Source organism: Acidithiobacillus ferriphilus (assembly GCF_018854775.1).
Taxonomy (GTDB): domain Bacteria; phylum Pseudomonadota; class Gammaproteobacteria; order Acidithiobacillales; family Acidithiobacillaceae; genus Acidithiobacillus; species Acidithiobacillus ferriphilus.
The window spans coordinates 1-19,005 of record NZ_JAAZTY010000049.1 but is presented as its reverse complement, the minus strand read 5'-3'; the positions used below and the strand labels follow the sequence as shown (position 1 = coordinate 19,005).

The following is a 19,005-nucleotide window of genomic DNA, read 5'->3' as shown; positions in this document are numbered from 1 at the left end:
AAAAACAATGCAGGCATGGTAGCTCAGGAAGGGCCGTAAGCTTAATCGTCAGCAAACACCTCACCCAGCAGTTCCAGCTCTTCGAGCGCCCGGCCGCTGCCCCGCGCCACGCAGGTTAGCGGATCCTCCGCAACGATGACCGGTAGTGCTGTTTCCTCCATGATCAGGCGATCCAGATCGCGGAGGAGGGCGCCACCGCCGGTCAACACCATGCCCCGTTCAGCGATATCGCCAGCGAGTTCGGGGGGGGTCTGCTCCAGCGCGAGTCTGATGGCGCCGACAATTGCACCTAATGGCTCCTGAAGGGCTTCAAGAATTTCATTGCTGGTAATCGTGAAAGTCCGTGGAACGCCTTCAGCGAGATTGCGTCCGCGTACTTCCATGCTGCGTACTTCCTGACCGGGATAGGCGCAGCCCACCTTTTTCTTGATCTCTTCGGCGGTAGTCTCGCCAATCAGCATGCCGTAATTGCGACGGATGTAGTTGACGATCCCCTCATCCATTTTGTCGCCACCGACACGTACGCTCTGGGAGTAGACCACTCCACCCAACGCGATGACACCGACTTCGGTGGTGCCACCGCCAATATCCACCACCATAGAGCCGGTTGGTTCCGCAACGGGCATCCCGGCCCCGATGGCGGCCGCCATCGGCTCTTCAATCAGGTGTACTTCACGTGCACCCGCACTCATCGCCGACTCGCGGATGGCTCGCCGTTCTACTTGCGTTGCTCCATAGGGTACACAGACGATAATCCGCGGGCTTGGGCTCAGGAAGCGTTGATGGTGCACACGTCTGATGAAGTGCTTGAGCATGGCTTCGGTAATCTGGAAATCGGCAATCACGCCGTCTTTCAGGGGTCGGATTGCCGTAATATTTGCTGGTGTGCGACCCAGCATACGTTTGGCTTCTTCCCCGACATACATCCGACGACTGGTGGCCCCATGTCGCCCGGTATGGATGGCTACTACGGAGGGTTCAGACAGCACGATACCCTTGCCGCGCACGTAAATCAGGGTGTTGGCAGTGCCCAGGTCCACGGCGAGATCGGTGGAGAAAATCCCAAGAATTCTTTTGAATATCATCAAGTTGAAAGCCTTGCTGAAAGTGGAAGAAAGCGCTTCGAAGGGACAGTAAGGTCACTGCATCCGCAACAAGCCATGTGCATGGGGCAGTCTAGCATGAGCAATGGCCGAGACCAAAGCCATGAAGCCTGTGGATGGATGGGCCACAGCATCCGTTTTGAGGTGTGTCTGAACCTTTGGTGGACGCCGAGCAGGCTGAGTGTTCGACAGAAATCAGCACGACGGGCACAAGAAAGCCGGCGCTGAGCGCCGGTGCGTTACGCGTGTTATCTGCAACGAAGTTTATAAATCGTAGGACTTCGGGAAGGCAATGCCGTGGTTGTTGGCCATATCTTTGTTGAGCGCTGGCAGATCCAGTTTGTCTACGCGCACCTGCTTTTTGGACTGTAGCCAATGGGCGAAAACTTCCCAAATGGGTTTACCCTCCACGGGCTTCATGGATGCCCATCCGGCCACTTTATACTTTTTAGTGGCTGATATGGATTTACCGCCAACCCGCATGTTGCTGCAGCGGTGATAAATCTTTTCATCAGGATCGAAATCGTATTGAATATTGCCGACCCGAATCATGTCTCCACCTTGTTGATAATAAGGGTTGGGGTTGAAAATATTATCAGCGACCTGTTCCATGATGTTTTTGATTTCTTCGCCTGTATAGGTATTAACGGTTACCTGGGGATAAGTGATGGCAGTTTGTCCCATCACATCCTCCATGGTGATGGTTTCGCCTGGAAGCTTACAGTAACCCCAGCGGAATCCCGGTGAGAAAGACACTTCACAGTCCATTTCTTCACACAACGCGTTGCAGATCAATTGGTCAAAAGTGCCGTTAAAATTGTCACGCCGATAGAGGAGGCTTTCGGTGATCGCCAAAGGCTGCGCAAGTTTATCTTTGTAAGGCGCGCGGACCTTTTGAATGTATGCGGACATTTCAGCATCCTCTTTGATCAGGTTAGAGAATACCGGCAGATAGTGGAAACGCCAGCCATTCAGCTTGCCTTTACCCACATCCAGATCAAATCGGGCCAATATTTTGCCGTTTGTGCTGGTATTTATGATCAGGGTTTTATTCACCATAAATGGCTTTGGGCCCATAATATCGTGAGTATGCCCGCCAAGAATGATGTCGATACCGTTCACCAGAGACGACATTTTTTTATCTACATCAGCGCCATTGTGAGAGAGTACGACGACCAGATCAACATGATGTTGTTCACGGCATTCCGTTACCATTTTTTGCATATGTTCGGTGTGGATGCCGAAGCCCCAGTCCGGCATAAAATGCCTGGGATTGGCGATGGGCGTGAACGGAAAAGCCTGACCGATCACCGCGATTTTGCGTCCGCTTACCTCATGAATGTGGTAGGGCTTGAATACTAGTTCCTGCCAGGTATTGCTAAAGATATTCTGTGCCAGAAAGTTTGCCTTCAGTTCGGTTTTGACCAGATGTTCCACCTGATCTTGACCGTAGGTGAACTCCCAGTGACCGACAAAATCGTCAACGCCAAGTAAGTTCTGGGCACCGACCATATCTGCGCCTTTGGTCCAGAGGCTGGTTGCAGAACCCTGCCAGCTATCGCCACCGTCCAACATGAGTACTTTGTCTCCGCGTTGCGCCCGGTACCGCTTAACCAGGCTGACGATGTGAGCATAACCGCCAATTTTCCCATATTTGTGGGCCAGGGTGTCATAGTCGAGGCAAGAATAGGCATATTCGTTGGATGCCGGTGTGGCTACTCCATAATAGTCCAGCATCCATTTCCCACAAAGATGGGGCGTTTGGTTAAGCGCAGGCCCAACACCGATATTCGTATCGGGTTCCCGCCACCAGACCGGTAAAAGCTGGGCATGGGAATCAGTCATGTGTAATAAAGTCACATTACCATAGTCGGGAATTTCATAGGGATCAGCATCAGCACCCCAAGCAGATTGCGCAGCACCGGGCGAAAAGAAGCTTGCGGCACCTGCAATGCCCATCAACTGCAAAAAGTCACGTCTTCCTAAATTCATGAAATCCTCCAATAGTGCTTAAAGCCCACCAGCCGCGGCCTGCTTCATCACTGTAATGATCTGCCGATCCAATTCATTGGCGACCTTCGCGGACTCGGCATTTTTCGGAAAGTATCGCAGGGCATAGGTGGGTAAATAGGTCATAAGTTTAAGTTGACCTCCCTGTTCATACATCACAATTTTACAGGGTGCAAAGGCTCCGAATTCTGGAGTGGTTTTGAGAATTTTAGCTCCCAACACCAGATTGCATACCTCATAGATAACATAAGGCTGGCTGTTCTTGATGCCGCGTGCTTTGAGCCCCTGCTGAACATCCAGAGAACCTACGAGATTCATGTTCTCTGCCTCCGCACCACTCTGGATTCCCATCTTTATTTGTGCAGGGGTAACCCCCTTTTGCACATTCACGATGTAGAGGGGGGTACTGGTATTGATGGCTGGCATCCCGGACACCGGTGCCGCAATGCTTGCGGCGGCCGCAGGCCCGCAAAATAACAATGCACTGCATAGGAGGGTGGCTGGTATGAATGGAATCGACTTGCGTATATTCATATTTGTATTTCCCGTTAGTTGGTTGTTCCAGGGGAGCAGTTCCAGAGGAAGAGTTGTCGCCCGGCGGCTTAGATGTGGGCCGATAGCCGGAACATTGATCCTGATGCCGGTACTTAAACGGCCCATAAAATGTTCCGGATTGCAATAGTCCATGCTTTCCGGTGCCGTCCCTGCTTTTTTGTCGCATCCTTGCATATGTTTTTGCAGTGTGTTCTCGGCAGATCATGTGACCAGACGGGTCGGGAAGTAAGCGCTTTCTCCCGATATCGACAGCCCTCGAAAAGGGGGTAAGATTGATCTGCAACGTACTCATATCGACACTGCCGTTTGATATTGGCTAGAGATTTCCGGACGGTACGCACAAAATCAGGCTACGGTCAGTTTGGCGTCGGCGCTCCAAACCCCACCTTTGTTGTCTTTCCAGACCATCTTCAGAGTGCCGCTGTCTTCCGCACGTAATTTAAAGGCCAGGTAGGGATTGGCGCTCACTGCGGTGCTCCAGTCGATATCCAGGAGTGGTTTGTCATTGAACGTAATATTTACCGTCTGGATGATATGAGCGGGAATAATCTTACCCGCCTTATCCTTCATCAGGCCGGTGCTCATAGGGTGCATGATCAATGACCGCACTTCGATAATCTCCCCTTTTTTTGCATTGCTTTCCATGCGAATCATTGGGTTACCGATATTCTTTGACATGAATGATATCCTCTATAAAGTTGGGGTTTTTCTGAATTAACCGCCGCAACCGCCGATAGTGACTTTGACTTCACGCGGTGCTGAGGCCATGAATTCACCTTTGTTGGTTTTTGCTACCACGCGGACGTTATCCGTCTTGGCCATCTTGATGCGTTCCTGAATATAAGCCTGTCCGCAAGCCGGGGTGAAGGTAAACTGGCTGGTAAGGGGGGTCGGATTGTGATCCACGAACAAGTAAACCGTGGCAATATAGTCATCGGCGGTCATCGGCGAATCAATTTCGATAGTGACGGGTACTGCACCACCGTTTTCGGCGATAGAGGGTGCAGTCAGTTTAACCTTGGATGAAACAGCCACTTGTGTTTTGCCTATGGTATTGCTCATGGCATCTTTAAGGACCTTGGCGTCAAAGGCCTTGGCGGGCCAGCCCGGTACATTATCTGCAAAGGCCAGTCGGGGCTTTATCAGGCCGATTCCCGCTGCGGCGGCGACCGCCCCAGTGGCTAGGGTGGTACCCAAAAACTGGCGTCTATGTATCGTTTTATTCATCACAAAAAATCTCCTTAAGTTTGTTCTCTGGTTTGATTCAAAGACCACATTTTTGCCAAATCCTGGTACCATGCGTAAGGGAACAGATTTTCAGAATACCGAGAAATATAGGTCAATCTTTACCTGACTCCGAAACCGCTGTGGAAAGCTGATTCCCTTTATGGACCATGCCGCGCCTACATACCCCGCCATGGCGCGCATGACAGGCAGGCCAGTTCTTTTTGCACGATCAACGGCGATAGTGCGCCAGCCTCAATATTATGGATCGTGGAATCAGCGACGGTGGTGTACGTATTTACCCCAAAAGGCAGAGCGGATGAAGAGCCAGCCAGTAACATCAGGTTGACAAGTCGACGCAAGCTGCGCTTCATTAATATGTTCCTCTGACGCTAAAAATTCCACGGGTGCGGCAATAATATCTAGCAGCTTTCATGCCAGAGAAGGTTTGCGCGTTTGCTGCCGGGCGACAATTGCTATTGTCGTCGATGATGTGGGGGATGTCCCGACGCAGGGGGTTGAACACCAGATAAAATCAGGCTGTTTTAATTCAAGTTATGAAAGAGGCGTGGGGCGTCGGGTTGAATTCCTGTTATCTGGGATCGGCAGCGCCGATTGCGGGAGCGTCGTGTGGTGCATTCCGGGTGGCTTCTGCTGCGCCAAAAGGGCCAGTTCGTTATGGCGTGTCCCGTTTATTGCTTCCATCAGGTGTCGATGGTGTCGTCTTCACCATCCTGATCACCCAGAAGTCCGATGTTTTTCATTTTGGTGCGCAACTGTTTGCGGCTGATTCCCAGGAGAACCGCCGCCTGGCTCTGGTTGAACCGGGTCTTTTCGAGCGCGTTGAGTACGGTTTGGCGCTCGAGCGCCGGCAGGTCGAACGGACTGCTAGAAGTAGGGAAAGCGTTATCGCTTTGGTGTCGGGCGATTTCGGTGGGTAGATCACTCCGCTGGAGGTGGCCATGGCGATTGAGGACAACCATTCGTTCCAGAAGATTCTCGAGTTGACGGATGTTCCCTGGCCACTCATATGCCTCCAGGGCGGCTAGGGCGTCTGGAGCGATGGTGACCATGGGATCCCGACCGATAACCGTACAAATTTGGCGCAGAAAATGGTGTACCAAAGGTGCGATATCGGCTTGTCGCTGACGCAACGGTGGGATAAGGAGCGGAATCACATTGAGGCGATAGTACAGGTCCTCACGAAAGTGGCCTTCACTAACTGCCTTCGCAAGATCAACATGTGTGGCCGCGACGATGCGGGCCGCAAGGCGTTGGGGCTGATGGGTGCCGAGGCGGGTAAATTCCCGTTCCTGCAAGGCACGTAACATCTTGACCTGCATGGGCAGTGGCATATCACCGACCTCGTCGAGGAAGAGCGTGCCACTGGCCGCCATTTCCAACTTGCCCGCCTGAGCTCGGGTGGCGCCGGTAAAAGCGCCGCGCTCATAGCCAAAAATCTCACTTTCCACCAGTTCCAGAGGAATGGCACCGCAGTTGAACGCGACAAAAGGCTGTTCGGCCCGTGGCGATGCCTGATGCAGTGCGCGCGCAACCAGCTCTTTCCCGGTACCGGATTCTCCGGTGATGAGTACGTTTGATGGCGCCGGTGCTACCAGATCAATGGTCTCCAATAACGTCTCAATGGCGCGGCTCACGCCAATCAGGCCATATCGGCGCAACTCCCGGTGCAGCGGGGGCAGAGATTCCCCGTGCCGAGCCAAAGTCTGGCGGATGAGGGCAATCAGCTCGCCTTCATCGACCGGCTTGGTCAGATAATGCTCTGCCCCCGCCTTGATGGCTTCTACGGCCTGTTCAATCTCTCCGTAGGCCGTGGAGATGATGACTGGGATCTCTGGGTGCGTTTCCTTAATCCGGCGCAACAGATCTGTTCCCGACAGTCCGGGTAGTCGCTGATCGCTCAGAACCAGGGCGGGATGCTTGGTCTGTATCATGCCCAAAGCTTCTTCGGCATTTTCCGCGGCGATGGTCGGGTAGCCCTCTGCCTCTAGGACCGCGACAAGTACCCGGCGCAGATTCTTTTCGTCTTCTACAATCAATACAGGATTTGTCATGGACTACTCGCTGCTGAATTTCGAATGGCTCTAACTTAACCTATTTTTGACCTGAGCGGGGGAGACGCAGCGGCAAATGCAGGACAAAATCTGCTCCGCTTGTTGTGGAGCGTAGTTCTACCCCACCATCATGCACCATCATGATTTTGGTAACCACGGCCAGCCCGAGTCCGCTGCCTTTGGTTTTGGTGGTGACGTAAGGCTTGAAAATAGTGCTGTGTTTTTCATCGGGTATGCCAGGACCGTTATCGCGGACACCAATATTGAGTTGGTAGTATGGCAGCGACTCTGCGTAAAGGAAGATATGCCCACCTGTTGGTGGCAGGGCATCTATGGCATTGAGGAGCAGGTTACTGAGTGCCTGCCCGATCAGCGATGGGTCGAGCAGTGCGTGTAGCGACGGAGGGCAATCCACAGAAATAGCGATGGCTTTAGCCTCCAGATCGATGCTGTGGCGCTGTACGCTATGTTTCAGCAAACTGTGGATTTCTATGTCCACGGGCATGGCGGCATAGGGCCTGCCAAAATCGAGAAAGCCCTGAGTCATGTCGTAGAGGCGTTGTACTTCTTCTTCAATGATGCAAATGAAATCCCCTTGATTTTCCTCATTCCCATGGCGTACCAGGTAGCGTGCGGCACCGCGCAGAGATGACAAGGCATTGCGAATTTCATGCGCTACCTGCGCCGACATCTCACCGATAGTGGCCATACATTGCATGGCCTGCTGGCGTTGATGTAGCTGCCGAAGTTCCGTTAGGTGCTCTTTGAGACGTTGTTCTGTCAGGCGAAAAGCACGTTCCAGGCGATGCAATTCATCACCGGACAGGGGTTGGCACGGTATTGTCGGGCGCTCCTCAAGGCCTAGCCGTGCTCCCATATTCTCAATCTCGCCAAGGAGCCGCAGTACCGGACGCGTCATTGCCAAACTCACCAGGTAAGCACCCAGTAAACCCAGTAAAGCTGTAATCAAGCCAAGTATCAGCAAACGGCTGGTCGTGCGATTCAATCGTTGGTTGACCAGTTCAGCAATTTGCTGGCGGTCGCTATTCACCCAGACAGCCCCGAGGCGATGCCCGCCCGCCAGGATAGGGGCCATAAACTGATCGGTCTGATGATTCGCCATATCGGGTAGTGGCAGCCGAATGACCTGCCCCAGTTGCGAAATATTCTTGCTGGCGACAATAACGCCCAAGTGGTTGACCACCACGATCGAGCGCACTAAAGGGTTATTGGAGTTTGCTAGCTTACTGAGTTTGCCGCCATCTTTGAGGAGCAACGGATCTGCGGCGTCGCTGGCCAGATTCTGAGTCAGGCGCATCAGTTCAGTCTGCACCTGACTGGTAAGATCCGTACGTACAGAGGTATACAGAAAGAGGGCAATCAAAAGATAGATGAGTGCCACCAGCAAGAGCACAAAAGCCATGCTCTTGGCACGCCAGGTCATATTCTGCCAAGACCGCAAAATGGGATGCACCACCACGATATAGGACCTGGTCAACTTGCGCAGGATGTGCGCCAAGAAGGTGTGTAATGTGCTTACCTCACGCGGGTCCGGAGACGCGCTGCGGAGCGCCGATACCTGGTTGTCCTTGAAAGAACTGTTCATGGTCTGGGCGAACTAAAGTTCTGAAAGCCCGTGTCCTTCATGGCCTCTGCGGGTAGCGCCAGGATCTTCTTTTCCACACGATCGCGCAACTCCGGCGACAACCGCCGATTGGCGGCCAGTGTCCAGGCTGGCGCATCCCCCCCGTTTTGTATAATAGACCAGGTTCCGGGTAATTCCTTTTCCCGGGCAGTGATGGTTGCTACCCGCACAACGCCCAATTGCGCTTTGCCGTCGGCCAAATGGGTGAATACGGCGCGTTCCGATCCTACGGCCAACCACACGATGGTGCGTCCGTCTGCGAGTTTATGCAGCTTTTTCGTCACAATGGACTTCCCACTGCAATAGGGGCTGGCGTAGGCGACCGATAGCGGGTCGGATAATCTAAACTTGGTCCCCTGCGCGGTATCGCGCGCGATGATGGCTAGCCCTTGTTCGCGTCTGTTCGGCACAGATTCCGCGAGCGGAATCATCCAGTTGTTCTCCGCCGGTACCATTTTGGGCGTCAGTAACGCGAAGTCAAAACGGCCCTTGCGCCCATCTGCGACATATGTCTCCTCATTACGGGGAATGACCATTCGGACAGGGCGCTGGGTGATGTGAGATAATGTCGCTTGCAGCGGCGCAAAAATACGATAGGCAGAGAGGGGGGTGAACGTGGGCGGGATACCGAGCGTCAATGCTTCCTGTCGAATCTTGGGATTCAAGGCGACACCATGTATGTCCTTATAGAGCGTACGCAGCACATTGTAGTCTTCATCGCTGATGGGCTGAAAGCCCGCAGCCAGCCCACCCAAAGCATGGAGAGCGGCTGGATCGGCCCGATAAGCCTGTAAAAAAGCGGCAGTCAGGCGCGATCGTATCATCGCCGGAACCTCGGATGAGGCGGCTAGCAGGTCGCCTGGCCCTACATCAGCGCGGGCGATAACGCGCAAACTGCCTGAACGCAAGTAGGGCGCCGCCACGTTTTCTGCCACGGCCGTTGCATCATAGAAACGTGCGGCCACGTCCATCAGCGCGCTTTGGTCAGAGCCGCTCTGGCGAAAGGTGCTGAAGCTTTTGCGCGTGAGTCCCACTTCGTGGAACAGCGACAGGGGAATCAGCGATGAAGCCGCACAGGCCGGATCTCCCATCACGAAGCTCTGGTTGCGGAGTTGGAGGATCCTATGAATGTGGCTATCCTTGCGTACGACAATCACACTATGATTCCCGCCAGGGGTGGGTGTTACCGCGACCAGTGGTCGGTAGGCTTCGGTATGCGCGGTGCGAATATAGGAAATCGGGCAGAACAGGGCAATCTGTGCCGTCGGTTTCTCGGCCTCATTATAGAAGTTTTCCAGGTTGGCACTGAAGCTGAGGGTGACCTTTTGGCCTATTGCCTGGCTCAGATACTTGGCGAGCGGCGTGAACGCGGCGTACATCACCGCCGGGCTGCTGACCGGCGGCAGCAAAAAGCGCAGATCGGCTTGTGCAGAGATGCTGAAAAAAAAGAGAATCATCCACAGCCAGAGGCGTTTTGGAAAGGTCATGTCCGCTTCCTGAGTTGCGTATGTCCATAGTATCAAGCAAAAGGAGTGCCAGATTTATGTCAGGTCTCGATAGTCTCAGTCATTTTAATGTGCTTGGGGAAGCGCACATGGTCGACGTCGGCGGGAAAACGGTGACCAATCGGGTGGCACTGGCGGCGGGCGAAATCGTCATGGCGGTAGCGACGCTGGAGTGCATAGAATCTGGACGGATGGGGAAGGGCGATGTCCTGGGTGTAGCACGCATCGCAGCCATTCAGGCCACCAAAAAAACGTGGGAACTGATCCCTTTGGCACACTCTCTGCCCCTCACGGGCGTCGAGGTCGAATTGACGCCTGCGTATGATCCGGCGCGGATTGTTTGCCGTACCGAAGTGCGCTGCGTCGGCCAGACAGGTGTCGAGATGGAAGCGCTCACGGCGGTTTCCGTGGGTTTGCTTACTATTTACGACATGTGCAAAGCCATAGATCGCGGGATGCTGCTGCAAAATATCCGCCTCTTGCGGAAAGACGGCGGCAAGACGGGCCTCTGGGAGAGAGACCAGACGTCCCGTCCGCCTTCCGCCTGATACCTTACTTGCCGCAGCTTGGTGAAGAACTGTAACGCACCATCACATCCCGATCTTTCCAGTTTGCCTCTTTCAGGACCTCATCAGGGATCATGTAGCGATCTTGCGGCGCCACATCCTGAAACTTCACCACGCGCAGCACGTCGCTGAAGGCAAGTTTGCGTAATAAGCCGTCTTTGTCCGTGGCGCGGACGATCATGGCGTCCTTGAGGAGGGCATAGACGTAGAAATTGCCGGGGCGCAGCTTGCCTTCCCTATCCTTCCAGGAAACGGTAATGCGCGAATGTTCTTTGAACTCGTTGCGATTCATGCGTGAATCTCCTCGGAATTAGGTACCCTAAGCTACTCACCACGTCGGGTACAAAGCAAATAAGGACTACTTATTACAAAATCAAAAACGCTGACTTGCTTTATCAGGCCTGCTCCGCCAACATCCCGGGGATAACAGGATGTTTCTAATTTGGTGCACGCAGACGCGAGGTACAAGATGGCTAGCGCCACAGAATTTGAAGACCACAGCAAGCAGGAAGTTAAATACACGACTTGCTACATGTGTGCTTGCCGTTGTGGCATCAAGGTCACGGTAGAGAACAATAAGGTGCGATTTATTCAGGGCAATCGCAACCACCCGATCAATCAGGGCGTTCTCTGTGCAAAGGGTTCCGCCGGGATCATGAAGCAGTATTCCCCTGGGAAGCTGCGTAATCCGTTGCGGCGTAAGCCGGGTACCGAGCGCGGTGCCGGTGAGTTTGAGGAAATCTCCTGGGATGAAGCTATCGGTACCCTGACTCAGCGGCTCGCCCACATTCGTGCCACGGACCCCAACAAACTCGCCTTTTTTACTGGCCGAGACCAGATGCAGGCACTGACCGGCCTTTGGGCGCAGCAGTTCGGTACGCTCAACTGGTCTGCCCATGGCGGCTTCTGTTCGGTGAATATGGCCACCGCGGGCCTGTATATGTTGGGGCATGCCTTCTGGGAGTTTGGCGACCCGGACTGGGAGCGCACCAAGTACTTCATGCTTTGGGGGGTGGCTGAAGACCATTCTTCCAATCCCTTGAAGATCGGACTAGAGAAACTCAAGCGTCGCGGCGGTAAATTCGTCGGTATCAATCCGGCGCGCACCGGCTATCAGGCTATTGCGGACGAGTGGGTGCCAATCAAACCGGGCACTGACGGATTGCTGGCACTCTCCATGGTGCATGTACTCTTGCAGAACGAACAGTTCGACTGGGATTTTCTCCTGCGCTACACAAATGCACCCTTCCTCGTGGTCAATACCCCCGGTAAAAAGGGTGATGGCCTGATTCTGCGGGATGCCGAAGGGCATCCCATGATTTGGGACCTCAAAAAAGAGGCTTTCGCCAACGGGATGGAAGCCGGTTCCACTGGCGCCCTCTTTGGCGCGTATGGCGCGCCAGACGGGAGACCCGTGCGCACCGTTATGTCCGTGCTCGCTGAGCGTTATCTGGACGATCGCTTTTCGCCCAAAAATGCCAGCAAGATTACCGGGATTCCTGCCGAGACCATTGAGCGTCTGGCTCTGGAAATGGCCCATGTGGCCTTCAAGGAGAGCATTGAAATCGAAGTGGAGTGGACCGACTGGGCGGGTCGCAAACACGACAAATTCATCGGGCGCCCGGTGTCCATGCATGCCATGCGCGGTATCTCTGCCCATTCCAACGGTATGCAGTCGGCTCGCGCTATCCATCTGCTCCAGGTTTTGCTGGGCACCATCGATTGCCCCGGCGGCTTCCGTTCCAAAGCGCCGTACCCAAAGCCGGTACCACCACCCAACAAGCCAGCCCAACACAGCGCACCCAATACACCGCTCAAGTCCTTGCCGCTGGGGTTCCCCACGGCACCGGAGGATTTGGTCATCGACGAAAATGGCCAACCCAAACGCATCGATAAGGCGTATTCGTGGGAAGCACCGATCGCCAACCATGGCCTGATGCACATGGTAATCACCAACGCGGTCAACAAAGACCCCTATGCTATCGACACGTTGATTTTCTTCATGGCTAACATGAGTTGGAACTCCACCATGAACACGGCTAACGTGCAGGAGATGCTTAAATCTAAGGACGACGATGGCGAATACAAAATCCCCTTCCTCGTGGTCGTGGATGCCTTCCATTCCGAAATGGTCAATTTCGGCGATCTGATTCTGCCCGATACCACCTATCTGGAGCGCTACGACGCCATTTCTCTACTTGATCGCCCTATTTCGGAGCCGGATGCCATTTGTGACTCCATTCGTCATCCCATTCTCCAGCTCGACCGTAACGTGCGGCCCTGGCAGGAAGTGATGGTGGATATTGCTGGTCGTCTCAAATTTCCGGCATTCACCAAAGAGAATGGCGAGCCCCGATTTACAGACTATAAAGACTTCATCATCAACTATGAGCGGGCGCCGGGTATTGGCTTCCTGGCGGGTTGGCGCGGCACGGATGGTAATAGCCATCTGCGTGGCGAGCCGAACCCCAACCAGTGGGATCGGTATATCGAAAATCAAGGGTTCTTCAAGTATCACCTGCCGGAATCCATGGCCTTTTACCGCTTTGCCAACAAGGATTATCTGGAGCTGGCGCAGCGCGTTGGCTTCAATCCGACGGCTGATCCTATTGTTATCGAATTGTATTCTGAGACTTTCCAGCGCTTCCGTTTGGCGGGACAGGGGCTTTACGATGGGCCGCAACCCAAAGATCCGGTGGATCGCGAACGTCTGGCAACCTACTTCGATCCGTTGCCCGATTTCTATGAGCCTTTAGAACAGCAGCGCATCGATAAGAAGGAATATCCTTTCTACGCCGTCAACCAGCGGCCGATGATGATGTATCACTCCTGGGACAGCCAGAATGCCTGGTTGCGTCAGATCATCGCCCAGAACTACCTCTATATGAATCGTCAGCGCGGCCTGCAGATGGGTATCGAGGACAAAAGCTGGGTTTGGGTAGAGAGTCACAACGGTAAGATTCGTGTGCAGGTCAAGCTCATCGAAGGCTGCCAGGCAGATACGGTGTGGACCTGGAATGCCATTGGCAAGCAATCAGGCGCCTGGGGATTGAAACCAGAGGCTGCCGAAGCGACTCGTGGCTTCCTGATGAACCATCTCATTTCCGAACTGCTGCCAGCCAAGCAGGGTGAAAGGCGTCTGACGAATTCCGACCCAATCACCGGTCAGGCTGCTTGGTATGACCTGATGGTCAAGATCTATCCGGCAGCACCGGGAGAAGAGGGCACCTGGCCGGTATTTCCAACCATAAAGCCTCTCCCCGGAGACACCCCTGCCCCTGATGTGCTGCGTTATCACACCCACAGGCCCGTCAACCTGAAATCCTGAGGCGCCAAGGAGAATGCCATGAGACTCGGTTTGGTCATTGATCTGGACACTTGCGTAGGTTGCCATGCCTGCGCAGTGGCCTGTAAGGAATGGAATACCAGCGGTACGACAGCGCCGTTGACGGACTACGACCCCTATGGCGCCAAGCCTTCGGGCGTATGGTTCAACCGCATCCGTCACTTTGAGGTGGGCGATTACCCCCACAATAAAACCATTAATTTCCCCATGTCCTGCATGCACTGCGAGAACGCTGAATGTGTGACCGTGTGTCCGACCGGAGCCTCCTACAAACGCGCCGAAGACGGTATCGTACTGGTCGATCAGAGTAAATGTATGGGCTGCAATTACTGTTCCTGGGCCTGTCCTTATGGCGCCCGCGAACTGGATCGTGTCTCCGGCACCATGAAGAAATGCACCCTTTGCATCGACCGCATTTACGACATGGAGATTCCGGAAGAAGAACGGCAGCCCGCCTGTGTGCTGACCTGTCCGGCACACGCCCGTATGTTCGGCGACGTGGACGATCCGGAAAGCCCGGTGAGCCGGGCGGTACGCGACCGAGGTGGTTACCAGCTTATGCCCGAGCTTGATTACAACCCCACAAATCACTATTTGCCCCCCCGTGTCCACGCCCCCATCCCGACCGAAGAGCTCAAGAAAAAGGCTGTTCGCAAGATGAAGGAGTGGGTCAATCGCGTGGTTGAGCGTTAAGGAAATCCCATGCATCCGGCTCTCGCAGTTATATTCCTGACCCTGTTCTCCGGCGGCGGTTTTGGCATCATGGCCCTCACGGCCATCGTCAATGACTTCCAGATTGATGGAGGTCTTAATCCGTTGCAGACGGTGGTCGCGGTGATTCTCTCCCTTGTTTTCGTCAGCATCGGGATGTTGTCCTCCACCGCCCATCTCGCGAATCCCAAGAATGCCTGGCGGGCTTTTACCCGCTGGCGTACTTCCTGGCTGGCACGGGAGGGCGTTTTTGCGGTGCTCTATTATCCATTCGCGGTGCTCTATCTGGGCTGGGTTTTCTTCACCGGCGGTACTCATGACACTGCGGGGCTGATTCTGCTGAATCTGGCCGGGGTGGTCGGGCTGGTGACCATTTTCTGCCAAGGCATGATTTACGCGGTATTGCGTACGATTCGTCAGTGGAATACAGCGCTGGTCCCCGCCAATTTTTACGCCATGGGCCTAGCTATCGGTGCTACGGTGTTGGCCGCGGAGCGAGTTATTATGGGTGCTCCGGCGGACACTCTGGTGGGCATCGCTCTGGCCTTGCTGGCTGCGTCCGCCGTTATGAAAGGAATCTATTATTTCTGGATTGCTCGTCCAGGCGGGCCGACCATACGTACCGCCATCGGTTTCAATCGTTCTACCGTGCGCATTCTGGAACAGGGACATACCTTTGGTACCTTCCTGACGGAAGAGTTCGGACATACCTTGCCGAAGGCTAAAGCGCGGAGCATCAAGGTCATGATGTTTGTCTGTGCCTTTGTCATTCCTATTGCCGCACTGATGATCAGTTTGGCCACCGGAGAGTCGGCCTTCGCCTGGATTGCCGTTCTGTCGGTCATCTTCGGAATCGGTGTGGAGCGCTGGCTGTTTTTTGTCGAAGCGCAGCATGTGGTCAACCTCTATCATGGTCGCCAGCAATGTTGAACTCGGTCTTAAAGGAGGTCTAGTATAGATTTTCGAGGGAGAAATCTCCAAGGAGTGGAAGGCATGTTGCAGAGGTTCCTTGCAGAACCGATACGGGAATCCGCATTGGCGGACCAGTTCGGCCGGTATGTCACCTATCTGCGAATTTCGGTGACTGAGCACTGCAACTTTCGCTGTAATTATTGTTCTCCTGAAGAGGGGACCCCCTTCTTCGCGCGGGACGATCATCTTCAGGCAGAAGAATATGATCGCCTCATTCGTGTCTTCAGTGAGCTCGGCGTCCGCCATATGCGGTTTACGGGTGGCGAACCGCTCATTCATCCGCAGATTCTTTCTCTCGTCGGCTCCGCACGCCGTCACGGTGTGGGCAAGATCAGTATCAGCACAAATGGGTTACTGTTAGGGCGTCACGCAGAGGCTCTGCGTCAGGCAGGCGTCAATAATTTAAATATCAGTCTCGACAGTCTTGATCCTGAAGTCTTTGCACGGGTGACCCGGGGTGGTGACTTGCAGCGTGTGCTGAACGGTATCGAAGCAGCTATTATCGCGGAAATTCCACGGATTAAGCTTAATGTCGTACTGCTTCGCCAGGATAACGGAAATGACCTGCCCGCGCTGGTGGAGTATGCGATACAGCGCGGTATCGACATACGCTTTATTGAAACCATGCCCTTGGGCGAGGCCGGGGCGGGTGCCCAGGACGTGCAATTTTTGAGCGCCGCGGAGGCACAGCAAGTCGTAGAGCAGCAATTTGGTCCACTGCAACTCGTGACCAGGCCTGCGGATAATGGCCCGGCCCGTCTTTATCAGCTTCCGGCGGTGCGCTCCCAGGTGGGTTTTATTACCCCCATCAGCGATAATTTTTGTGCAACTTGTAACCGGGTACGCCTCACGGCGGCGGGGCGCCTGGTGCACTGTCTGGGGCAGGATAACGGATTGGAACTTTTGCCCCTTATACGGGGATCGAATAGTGACAGGCAAATTGCCGAGGCCATTATTCAGGGTATCTGGCGCGATAAACCGGAGCGGCATCAGTTTGTAAATGACCCGAGCCGTTCTGCGAGGGTGTTCATGATGCGACTCGGGGGGTAGCCTTTGAGGTTCTGATGTTGCCGGTAACTGGTGCTACACGCTGTGCGGAGCATCGTGTAGACTGCTCAATTCACCTTTCTTTCATGTAAACGAGCGACACATGTACGGTTTTCAAGAAATCACCGCAGATCAGCTTAATACCTTAGCGGAACAGGGGAGTGTGTTCACCTTGATTGATGTGCGCTCGCCCGGCGAAGTTGCCCGGGGGGTCATCAATGGTGCCAAACACCTGCCCTTGCACCTATTGCCCATGTCACTGCAGCATCTGGATAAATCGCAACCGGTCATTTTTTACTGCCTGAGCGGTGGGCGCTCGGCACAGGCAGCGGCCTTTGCCGCGGCACAGGGTTTCGGGCAAGTGCTTAATTTACACGGAGGAATATCCGCCTGGGCCAATCGGGGCTTTCCTATTGTACAGCTGTCGGATCAATAAGGATATTCTAAAATAGGGGTGCTTAATCATCAAATCAAAATATTTGCCTTGCTGTTCATGCCGTTCCTGATAGAGTCTTGCAAGTGGTTTTTTATGCATTATAACTGAGGAGGTTAACTCATGGTACAAGAAGACAAGATACTCGACGCCCGCGGACTGAATTGCCCGCTACCGATTCTCCGCACCAAGAAGGCACTTGGTGAACTGACCTCCGGACAGGTCTTGAAGATTGTCGCTACTGATCCAGGCGCCGTAAAGGACTTCGAAGCATTTGCCAAGCAGACCAAGAATCCCCTGCTGGAGCATGCGGAAGCAGCTGGCGAGTTCATCTTCTTTATCCAGAAGGCCTAAATTTAACAAGGTTGGGGAGTGAAGCCCGACCGGGAGCACAAAGCAATGGACGAGAAAAAATTAGCAATTATTGCCACGAAGGGCACTTTGGACTGGGGTTATCCGCCCTTCATTCTGGCATCTACCGCAGCAGCGCTCGGCTATGGAGTGGAAATATTTTTCACCTTCTACGGCTTGCAGTTGTTGAAGAAGGATTTGGGCCATCTGCGCGTGAGTCCGCTCGGGAATCCCGCAATGCCCATGCCGATACCGATGCCGACGCTGATGATGGTGCTTCCGGGCATGGAAGGAATGGCCACTTCCATGATGAAGAGCAAAATGAAGGCCAAGGGTGTTGCCAGTCTTGAAGAACTGCGTGGGCTCTGTGTTGAAGCGGAAGTACGGATGATCGCCTGTCAGATGACCGTTGATCTTTTCGAGTTTGATACGACCGATTTTATTGACGGAATTGAACTTGGTGGCGCTGCCTCGTTCTTTGAGTTTGCCGGAGAGTCTGATATCACGCTCTTTATGTGAGCTTACCGATCTGCACTGCAACAGGTATGACGTATTAATTGCTAGCGAGGAGCGAGTAAATGGCGACTTACGCTGAGATGAAGGAGATGTTTGACGAAGTCCGCGCGGATTTTCGTTATGACCATGAACTCAATGGATGCTTGAATTGTGGCATTTGTACGGCTACCTGCCCGTCTGCGCAGTTCTATGATTACAGTCCGCGCGAGATCGTCCAGTTGCTGTGGACCGAGAATGTCGAGCAAATATATGACGTGATGCAGGAGAAAATCTGGGCTTGTGCACAGTGCATGACCTGCGCGGCACGTTGCCCATTCAAGAATTCCCCTGGCGGGCTGGTCATGATTCTGCGCGAAGTGTCTATTCGTCATGGCATGCAGTCGGCGAAAGATGTGCTGCGGCCCTTCGGCCGTGTCATGCTCAAGCTGATCACCACGGGCAACCAGCTGTCCCCGGATATGATTCAGCCCGATCACTTCCCCGACTGGGGCCCCAATATCCAAAAGGTGGAAGGTGATCTGCGGATCCTGCGTAAGGCCATCCCGGTGCGCACCTTGCAGACTGTGGAAACGGCGTGGGAAGTATCGTTGAAGACATCCGTAGAGATGTACACCATCTGGGAAATGACGGGTGTGCTTAAGTCATTGGAAACTATGGACGAAAATCTGTTCGATGTTATCGAGGACTTCATTGACGAGAAGCGCGAAGATTACGAAGACTGGCTTGAGAGTCAGAGTGATAAGGACTGAGGAGACCATCATGAGCGACAACAGCACGCAGCAGGGCGTAGCGGGTCACGGCGCCTTTTTTCAGGATACGAATCTTTCGGCGAACGAAGCTGAGGCGGCTACGGCCTGGGTGCGTAATCATGTTGACCGGCGCACGGTGGACCTGGGTGAGCGGATGGACGACATTCGCGATCACATGTGGGAACTGGAGAAGGAAG

General features: G+C 54.0%; 18 protein-coding genes and 1 pseudogene. 10 read left to right on the top strand and 9 right to left on the bottom strand.

Annotation, left to right across the window (positions count from 1 at the left end; genetic code table 11):
* Window positions 1-41: 41 nt before the first annotated feature.
* The 8 genes from HF921_RS04235 to HF921_RS04200 all read right to left on the bottom strand — a co-directional run bounded on the left by HF921_RS04235 (window position 42) and on the right by HF921_RS04200 (window position 10,099).
* Window positions 42-1,085, bottom strand: coding sequence for a rod shape-determining protein (locus HF921_RS04235; RefSeq protein WP_226834327.1), 1,044 nt, complete (start codon window positions 1,083-1,085; stop codon window positions 42-44).
* 282 nt (window positions 1,086-1,367) lie between these two features.
* The gene (gene soxB, locus HF921_RS04230) at window positions 1,368-3,095 is read right to left on the bottom strand and encodes a thiosulfohydrolase SoxB (RefSeq protein WP_215893374.1); all 1,728 of its coding nucleotides are present in this window, start codon (window positions 3,093-3,095) and stop codon (window positions 1,368-1,370) included.
* Between the two features lie 18 nt (window positions 3,096-3,113).
* Complete coding sequence (locus HF921_RS04225) at window positions 3,114-3,800, bottom strand: DUF302 domain-containing protein (protein WP_226817504.1); 687 nt, start codon at window positions 3,798-3,800, stop codon at window positions 3,114-3,116.
* 213 nt (window positions 3,801-4,013) lie between these two features.
* Window positions 4,014-4,346, bottom strand: coding sequence for a thiosulfate oxidation carrier complex protein SoxZ (gene soxZ / locus HF921_RS04220; protein WP_064219892.1), 333 nt, complete (start codon window positions 4,344-4,346; stop codon window positions 4,014-4,016).
* Window positions 4,347-4,382: 36 nt separating this feature from the next.
* Window positions 4,383-4,895 (bottom strand): thiosulfate oxidation carrier protein SoxY, encoded by a 513-nt coding sequence (gene soxY, locus HF921_RS04215; protein WP_215893373.1) that lies wholly within the window; start codon window positions 4,893-4,895, stop codon window positions 4,383-4,385.
* Window positions 4,896-5,596: 701 nt separating this feature from the next.
* Window positions 5,597-6,967 carry a sigma-54-dependent transcriptional regulator gene (locus HF921_RS04210; RefSeq protein ID WP_215861641.1) on the bottom strand — a complete coding sequence of 457 codons (1,371 nt, stop codon included), beginning with the start codon at window positions 6,965-6,967 and terminating at the stop codon, window positions 5,597-5,599.
* 40 nt (window positions 6,968-7,007) lie between these two features.
* Window positions 7,008-8,573 (bottom strand): ATP-binding protein, encoded by a 1,566-nt coding sequence (locus HF921_RS04205; RefSeq protein ID WP_215893372.1) that lies wholly within the window; start codon window positions 8,571-8,573, stop codon window positions 7,008-7,010.
* A complete protein-coding gene (locus HF921_RS04200; protein ID WP_215893371.1) occupies window positions 8,570-10,099 on the bottom strand; it encodes a PhnD/SsuA/transferrin family substrate-binding protein in 1,530 nt (509 codons plus the stop codon). The genes HF921_RS04205 and HF921_RS04200 overlap by 4 nt, the downstream gene beginning before the upstream one ends.
* 56 nt (window positions 10,100-10,155) lie before the next feature.
* Between HF921_RS04200 and moaC the strand changes: the two genes are divergently transcribed.
* Complete coding sequence (gene moaC / locus HF921_RS04195) at window positions 10,156-10,665, top strand: cyclic pyranopterin monophosphate synthase MoaC (RefSeq protein ID WP_215892887.1); 510 nt, start codon at window positions 10,156-10,158, stop codon at window positions 10,663-10,665.
* Between the two features lie 4 nt (window positions 10,666-10,669).
* Here the strand turns inward: moaC and HF921_RS04190 are convergent, their stop codons facing one another.
* Window positions 10,670-10,975 carry a hypothetical protein gene (locus tag HF921_RS04190; protein WP_064220143.1) on the bottom strand — a complete coding sequence of 102 codons (306 nt, stop codon included), beginning with the start codon at window positions 10,973-10,975 and terminating at the stop codon, window positions 10,670-10,672.
* A gap of 177 nt (window positions 10,976-11,152) precedes the next feature.
* Between HF921_RS04190 and HF921_RS04185 the strand changes: the two genes are divergently transcribed.
* The 9 genes and pseudogenes from HF921_RS04185 to HF921_RS04145 form a co-directional block, all read left to right on the top strand.
* Window positions 11,153-14,011, top strand: coding sequence for a molybdopterin oxidoreductase family protein (locus HF921_RS04185; RefSeq protein ID WP_215893370.1), 2,859 nt, complete (start codon window positions 11,153-11,155; stop codon window positions 14,009-14,011).
* Window positions 14,012-14,029: 18 nt separating this feature from the next.
* Window positions 14,030-14,722, top strand: a complete 693-nt coding sequence (locus HF921_RS04180; RefSeq protein ID WP_064220141.1) for a 4Fe-4S dicluster domain-containing protein — start codon at window positions 14,030-14,032, stop codon at window positions 14,720-14,722.
* Between the two features lie 9 nt (window positions 14,723-14,731).
* Window positions 14,732-15,670 carry a dimethyl sulfoxide reductase anchor subunit family protein gene (locus tag HF921_RS04175; protein ID WP_215893369.1) on the top strand — a complete coding sequence of 313 codons (939 nt, stop codon included), beginning with the start codon at window positions 14,732-14,734 and terminating at the stop codon, window positions 15,668-15,670.
* Between the two features lie 63 nt (window positions 15,671-15,733).
* Window positions 15,734-16,762: a GTP 3',8-cyclase MoaA gene (gene moaA / locus HF921_RS04170; protein WP_215849298.1), complete on the top strand. Its 1,029-nt coding sequence runs from the start codon at window positions 15,734-15,736 to the stop codon at window positions 16,760-16,762.
* 100 nt (window positions 16,763-16,862) lie between these two features.
* The gene (locus HF921_RS04165) at window positions 16,863-17,195 is read left to right on the top strand and encodes a rhodanese-like domain-containing protein (RefSeq protein ID WP_215893368.1); all 333 of its coding nucleotides are present in this window, start codon (window positions 16,863-16,865) and stop codon (window positions 17,193-17,195) included.
* 120 nt (window positions 17,196-17,315) lie between these two features.
* Window positions 17,316-17,546 (top strand): sulfurtransferase TusA family protein, encoded by a 231-nt coding sequence (locus tag HF921_RS04160; RefSeq protein WP_064220137.1) that lies wholly within the window; start codon window positions 17,316-17,318, stop codon window positions 17,544-17,546.
* Between the two features lie 45 nt (window positions 17,547-17,591).
* Window positions 17,592-18,062, top strand: coding sequence for a sulfur carrier protein DsrE2 (gene dsrE2, locus HF921_RS04155; protein WP_064220136.1), 471 nt, complete (start codon window positions 17,592-17,594; stop codon window positions 18,060-18,062).
* 59 nt (window positions 18,063-18,121) lie between these two features.
* Window positions 18,122-18,808, top strand: coding sequence for a 4Fe-4S dicluster domain-containing protein (locus HF921_RS04150; RefSeq protein ID WP_014029820.1), 687 nt, complete (start codon window positions 18,122-18,124; stop codon window positions 18,806-18,808).
* Window positions 18,809-18,818: 10 nt separating this feature from the next.
* Window positions 18,819-19,005 (top strand): annotated as a pseudogene (locus HF921_RS04145) (heterodisulfide reductase subunit B); the annotation flags it as partial.

Bases quoted from the DNA above. Each gene is read 5' to 3' on its own strand.
- HF921_RS04205 (WP_215893372.1), bottom strand. From the start codon at position 8,573: ATGAACAGTTCTTTCAAGGACAACCAGGTATCGGCGCTCCGCAGCGCG.
- dsrE2 (WP_064220136.1), top strand. From the start codon at position 17,592: ATGGACGAGAAAAAATTAGCAATTATTGCCACGAAGGGCACTTTGGAC.
- HF921_RS04160 (WP_064220137.1), top strand. From the start codon at position 17,316: ATGGTACAAGAAGACAAGATACTCGACGCCCGCGGACTGAATTGCCCG.
- HF921_RS04200 (WP_215893371.1), bottom strand. From the start codon at position 10,099: ATGACCTTTCCAAAACGCCTCTGGCTGTGGATGATTCTCTTTTTTTTC.
- HF921_RS04225 (WP_226817504.1), bottom strand. From the start codon at position 3,800: ATGGACTATTGCAATCCGGAACATTTTATGGGCCGTTTAAGTACCGGC.
- HF921_RS04210 (WP_215861641.1), bottom strand. From the start codon at position 6,967: ATGACAAATCCTGTATTGATTGTAGAAGACGAAAAGAATCTGCGCCGG.
- HF921_RS04235 (WP_226834327.1), bottom strand. From the start codon at position 1,085: ATGATATTCAAAAGAATTCTTGGGATTTTCTCCACCGATCTCGCCGTG.
- HF921_RS04175 (WP_215893369.1), top strand. From the start codon at position 14,732: ATGCATCCGGCTCTCGCAGTTATATTCCTGACCCTGTTCTCCGGCGGC.
- HF921_RS04165 (WP_215893368.1), top strand. From the start codon at position 16,863: ATGTACGGTTTTCAAGAAATCACCGCAGATCAGCTTAATACCTTAGCG.
- soxB (WP_215893374.1), bottom strand. From the start codon at position 3,095: ATGAATTTAGGAAGACGTGACTTTTTGCAGTTGATGGGCATTGCAGGT.
- HF921_RS04185 (WP_215893370.1), top strand. From the start codon at position 11,153: ATGGCTAGCGCCACAGAATTTGAAGACCACAGCAAGCAGGAAGTTAAA.
- HF921_RS04150 (WP_014029820.1), top strand. From the start codon at position 18,122: ATGGCGACTTACGCTGAGATGAAGGAGATGTTTGACGAAGTCCGCGCG.
- soxY (WP_215893373.1), bottom strand. From the start codon at position 4,895: ATGAATAAAACGATACATAGACGCCAGTTTTTGGGTACCACCCTAGCC.
- moaC (WP_215892887.1), top strand. From the start codon at position 10,156: ATGTCAGGTCTCGATAGTCTCAGTCATTTTAATGTGCTTGGGGAAGCG.
- HF921_RS04180 (WP_064220141.1), top strand. From the start codon at position 14,030: ATGAGACTCGGTTTGGTCATTGATCTGGACACTTGCGTAGGTTGCCAT.
- HF921_RS04190 (WP_064220143.1), bottom strand. From the start codon at position 10,975: ATGAATCGCAACGAGTTCAAAGAACATTCGCGCATTACCGTTTCCTGG.
- soxZ (WP_064219892.1), bottom strand. From the start codon at position 4,346: ATGTCAAAGAATATCGGTAACCCAATGATTCGCATGGAAAGCAATGCA.
- moaA (WP_215849298.1), top strand. From the start codon at position 15,734: ATGTTGCAGAGGTTCCTTGCAGAACCGATACGGGAATCCGCATTGGCG.